At 45.3% G+C, this 1,005-nt stretch carries 2 protein-coding genes; both read left to right on the top strand.

Translation table 11 applies throughout. The features are described 5' to 3' along the window. Positions 1-751: bifunctional ornithine acetyltransferase/N-acetylglutamate synthase (gene argJ / locus HP456_RS24320; RefSeq protein WP_172255793.1), on the top strand; the 751-nt coding region annotated here is incomplete at its 5' end. Then, a partial coding sequence (locus tag HP456_RS24325) for an amino acid kinase family protein (protein ID WP_446680285.1) occupies positions 732-1,005 on the top strand: 274 nt, incomplete at its 3' end. The genes argJ and HP456_RS24325, both read left to right, overlap by 20 nt.

The following is a 1,005-nucleotide window of genomic DNA, read 5'->3' on the forward strand; positions in this document are numbered from 1 at the left end:
TACAGTCGAAAAGACAAGCTGTGTGGAAATGCAAATCGATGGTAAAACCGTTACGATCGGGGGAGCGGCCAAAGGTTCCGGCATGATTCATCCGAATATGGGTACGATGCTCGGTTTTATCACAACGGATGCAAACATTTCCTCTCCTGTCTTGCAAAGTACCTTGAAAAAAGCAATCGGGACAACTTTTAACCAAATTACAGTGGACGGTGAGACGTCAACGAATGACATGGTCATTGTGATGGCAAACGGTGCAGCGGATAATCTGCCACTGAATGAAAATCATCCTGAGTGGGTGCTGTTCCAGGAGGGACTGACCCTTTTATGTGAGGATTTGGCGAAACAGATCGCGAGGGATGGTGAGGGAGCGACAAAGCTTGTGGAAGTCGGGGTGGAAGGAGCCAATTCAGCTGAAGAAGCAAACATCATTGCCAAGAAGATCGTCGGTTCCAATCTTGTGAAGACAGCCATTTATGGAGCAGATCCCAATTGGGGAAGGATCGTCTGTGCAATGGGGCACAGCAATGTAATCCTTCAGCCTCAGGCATGCGACATTTACATTGGTGAAGAACTTGTCTTCTCAAACGGAACACCCCAAGTTTTTAATGAGCAAAATGTAAGTGACTATATGCAGCATGAAGAACACGTGGTGATCAACGTTTCTTTACAAGATGGCAATGGCCAAGGAAAAGCCTGGGGGTGCGATTTAACATATGACTATGTCAAAATCAATGCAAGCTACAGAACGTGACAAGCTCGTTCTCAAATTAGGGGGGAGCATCCTATACAGTCTATCCTCCGCTTTTTTTGAAAGTCTGATAGAAATGATGAAGGAATATAACGTTGTGATTGTTCATGGGGGCGGACCGGAAATTACGGATATGCTCAAAAAGCTCAATATCGAAACAACATTCATCAATGGACATCGAAAGACAACGGAATCCGTATTGGAAGTGGCGGAAATGATTTTAAAAGGGAAAGTGAACAGCTACCTCACGAACCGGC

The sequence above is a fragment of the Bacillus haikouensis genome (genome assembly GCF_013179555.1).
Taxonomy (GTDB): Bacteria; Bacillota; Bacilli; order Bacillales; family Bacillaceae_B; genus Rossellomorea; species Rossellomorea haikouensis_A.